Origin of the sequence: Micromonospora sp. ATA51 (assembly GCF_016802855.1) — a bacterium.
Lineage (GTDB): Bacteria > Actinomycetota > Actinomycetes > Mycobacteriales > Micromonosporaceae > Micromonospora > Micromonospora sicca.
On record NZ_JAEVHJ010000499.1, the window covers coordinates 1 to 3108 of the forward strand.

The window sequence follows — 3108 nt, forward strand, 5'->3', positions numbered from 1 at the left end:
CGGGGCGAGCCTGCGCGGCGCCTGCCTGATCGGCGCCGACCTCGCGCGGCGTGGACCTCGGCGCGGCCGACCTGACCGGCGCGGACCTGCGCGGGGCCGACCTGCGCGGGGCCGACCTGAGCCGCTGCCTCTTCCTGCACCAGTCGCAGCTCGACGCGGCCCGCGGCGATCACCGCACCGCGCTGCCGGCGGCGCTGCGCCGCCCCGCGCACTGGTCGCTCACGGTGACGCCGACCCGCCCCCGGACCGGACGCCCGGACACGCGCCGCCGGCGCTGACCCGATACCGCAGCCACGGGCGGTGACGTTTCGCGGCGGTGCCGTCGGGTAGCCGGAACTGCCGCCGTCATGACCACGTCGGCGGCCGGCGGCACCAGGGAGGCGACCGTGGGATATCGGGCACGGCAGGGCAAGCAACCGGTCGATCCGGCGCACGCCGAGGACGAGGCCGGTCAGGCCCGGTTGGTCCAGGTGGGGGCGGACACCGACGTCCCGGCGCCGGAGGACGGCGCACCGAAGCCGGACCTGGTCACCGAGGACGACGGCTCCGGGGTGGCCGGCGGCGCCTCGGGCAGCAGCTCGGGCGGCTCCAGCATGCCCGGGCACCCCGACGCGACCCGCTGACCGGGCCCAAGCGGACGACGTTTGCCGTCGCCGGACGCGGGCAGGAGGGCGACAATGACGAGTGAGAATTCCTTCGGCCGCGCGGCGACCGACGAACCCGACGGCGCGACCGCGTACGAGGCGTCGCTGCGACCACCGGGCGACTCCCTGCGCACCACCGACGACACCGGCGACGACTTCGCCGACCTCCCGGCCGAGGAGGCGCGACCCGCTCGGGAGACCAGCCGGGCCGGCTATGACGTCGACGCCGTCTCGGGCACCGGCGAGCTTCCCAATCCCGAGGAGTGACCCGGCGGCCGGCCGGGGCCGTCAGTCGAGGCTGATCGCGCCGGCCGGGCAGAGGTCGGCCGCCCGCCGGACCCGCTCGCCCACCTCCGGCGGCGGCGCGGTGAACCGGAGCAGGACCAACCCGTCGGCGTCGTCCTGGTCGAAGACCTCCGGCGCGGTCAGCACGCAGTTGCCGGAGCCGCAGCAGCGGTCGCGGTCCACCCGTACCCGCAGCCGCATCGGTGCGCCGCCCCCGGTCACCAGGTCACCGGCAGCTCGCCGAGGCCGTAGACGATCGAGCTGTGCCGGGTGGGCAGTCGCCCCGCCGTCGCGGTGACGCGCAGCCGGGGAAAGCGGCGGGCCAGTTCGACCAGCGCGATCCGCAGCTCCGCTCGGGCCAGGGGCTGGCCGATGCACTGGTGCACCCCGAAGCCGAACGCGAGCTGCTGCTGCGCCGCCCGGTACGGGTCGAACTCCTCGGGCCGGTCGAAGACCGCCGGGTCGCGGTTCGCGGTCGACAGCACCGCGATCACCCCCTCGCCGGCCCGGATGAGCTGCCCGCCGATCTCCACGTCCTCGGTGGCCAGCCGGGGCAGGCCGGTCCGCACGATAGTCAGGTAGCGGAGCAGCTCCTCCACCAGCGCGTCGGCGTTCCCCGGATCGTCGCGCAGGGCCGCGTACCGGGCGGGGTGGCGCAGCAGCAGCAGGGTGCTCAGCCCGATCATGTTGGCGGTCGTCTCGTGGCCGGCGATGAGCAGCAGCACCGCCATGCCGACGAGTTCGTCGACGGCCAGCTCGCCGGTGTCGACCCGGTCCCGGGCCAACCGGCTGAGCAGGTCGTCGGTGCGGTCACCGGCGGCGACCTTCGCCTCGACCAGCCGTTGCAGGTAGTCGCGCAGCTCCTGCACGTGCCGCCGGACCCGCTCGGGCGGTGCGTCCCGGTCGATCAGGGTGCGGCTGCGCTCCTGGAAGAAGTCGTGGTCGGCGTACGGGACGCCGAGCAGGTGGCAGATCACCATCGACGGCAGCGGCAGCGCGAACGTCGTCACCAGGTCGGCCGGCGGGCCGGCGTCGCGCAGGTCGTCGAGGGTCCGGTCGACGGTCTGCCGGATCAGCGGCTCGATCCGCCGGACGTTCTTGATCATGAACTCGGCGGTGAGCATCCGGCGCAGCCGGGCGTGCTCCGCCCCGTCCATCCGGATGAAGCCGCCGCGCCGGTCGCCGAGCGCCCCGGGGGCCAGCCGGCGCAGCAGCGGGAAACCGGGCCGGGTGAGGTCGGCGCTGAAGCCCGGATGGCGCAGCAGTTGCCGGACGTCGGCGTGCCGGGTCACCAGCCAGGCGGTCGCGTCGGTGGGCAGCCGGACCCGGGTGACCGGCCCGACGAAGCGGCGCGCTCCCCCGCGTCCAGCGGGACGAGCGGGTCGCGGGTCAGGTTGAGCGGTGGCCAGAGCGGCAGGTCGGTCAGGGCGGCAGGGGTCACGCGGACACCTCCGGGCGGCGACTGTCGGTAACGACATCGATCCGCTACGTTACCCATTGACGGGCTTCGACACAACCCGCCGCCTCACCGGATGGCGGCCGCCTCCGCCCGGGCCTCGGTCATGCCCCGGTTGGCCAGCGCGTCGGCCCGCTCGTTCTCCGGGTGACCGTTGTGCCCCTTCACCCAGAGCCAGGTCACGTCGTGCCGGGCGCAGGCAGCCTCCAGCCGCTGCCACAGGTCGGCGTTCTTCACCGGCTGCTTCGCGGCGGTCAGCCAACCGTTGCGCTTCCACGAGGCCAGCCAGCCGGTGATGCCGTTGCGCACGTACGTGCTGTCGGTGTGCAGCCGGACGGTGACCGGTCGGGTCAGGCTCTCCAGCGCCCGGATCGCCGCGGTCAGCTCCATCCGGTTGTTGGTGGTCGGCGTCGCCTCGCCGCCGCACAGCTCCCGCTCGTGGTCGCCCCAGCGCAGCAGCGCCCCCCAGCCACCGGGGCCGGGATTGCCGCTGCACGCCCCGTCGGTCCAGATCTCCACGACCCTGCCGGCCACCGCCTCCACCATGCCGGCAACCTACCGGGTACGCCAGCCGGCGGGACCACCCGACCCGCGTGGTGACCGGGGAGCTGTTCCTCGCGGCGCCGGCGGCGGACCTCGACGGCTGGCCCGGCTGGAGGACGCCGGCCCGGCCGCGCTGGTGGAGTACGCCGGCGCGAACCTCCCGAACTTCGACGCGGTGGC

6 protein-coding genes and 1 pseudogene are annotated in these 3108 nt (G+C 75.1%); 3 read left to right on the forward strand and 4 right to left on the reverse strand.

The window, feature by feature from the left end; all coding sequences use genetic code 11:
• The 3 genes and pseudogenes from JNW87_RS36640 to JNW87_RS36650 all read left to right on the forward strand — a co-directional run.
• A pseudogene (locus JNW87_RS36640) lies at positions 1-278 on the forward strand (pentapeptide repeat-containing protein); the annotation flags it as partial.
• Between the two features lie 108 nt (positions 279-386).
• On the forward strand, positions 387-623 hold the full coding sequence (locus JNW87_RS36645; RefSeq protein WP_109805911.1) for a preprotein translocase YidC: 237 nt from the start codon (positions 387-389) through the stop codon (positions 621-623).
• Between the two features lie 54 nt (positions 624-677).
• Complete coding sequence (locus JNW87_RS36650; protein WP_109805903.1) at positions 678-911, forward strand: hypothetical protein; 234 nt, start codon at positions 678-680, stop codon at positions 909-911.
• A 21-nt stretch (positions 912-932) separates the two neighbouring features.
• On the opposite strand, the gene JNW87_RS36655 is transcribed toward JNW87_RS36650, so the two are convergent.
• The 4 genes from JNW87_RS36655 to rnhA form a co-directional block, all read right to left on the reverse strand.
• On the reverse strand, positions 933-1151 hold the full coding sequence (locus tag JNW87_RS36655; RefSeq protein ID WP_375373594.1) for a ferredoxin: 219 nt from the start codon (positions 1149-1151) through the stop codon (positions 933-935).
• Complete coding sequence (locus tag JNW87_RS36660; protein WP_238455297.1) at positions 1148-2221, reverse strand: cytochrome P450; 1074 nt, start codon at positions 2219-2221, stop codon at positions 1148-1150. Before JNW87_RS36660 ends, JNW87_RS36655 begins: the two co-directional genes overlap by 4 nt.
• Positions 2218-2370: a hypothetical protein gene (locus JNW87_RS41110; protein WP_238455298.1), complete on the reverse strand. Its 153-nt coding sequence runs from the start codon at positions 2368-2370 to the stop codon at positions 2218-2220. Before JNW87_RS41110 ends, JNW87_RS36660 begins: the two co-directional genes overlap by 4 nt.
• An 84-nt stretch (positions 2371-2454) precedes the next feature.
• On the reverse strand, positions 2455-2931 hold the full coding sequence (gene rnhA, locus JNW87_RS36670; protein WP_109805901.1) for a ribonuclease HI: 477 nt from the start codon (positions 2929-2931) through the stop codon (positions 2455-2457).
• Positions 2932-3108: the final 177 nt, after the last annotated feature.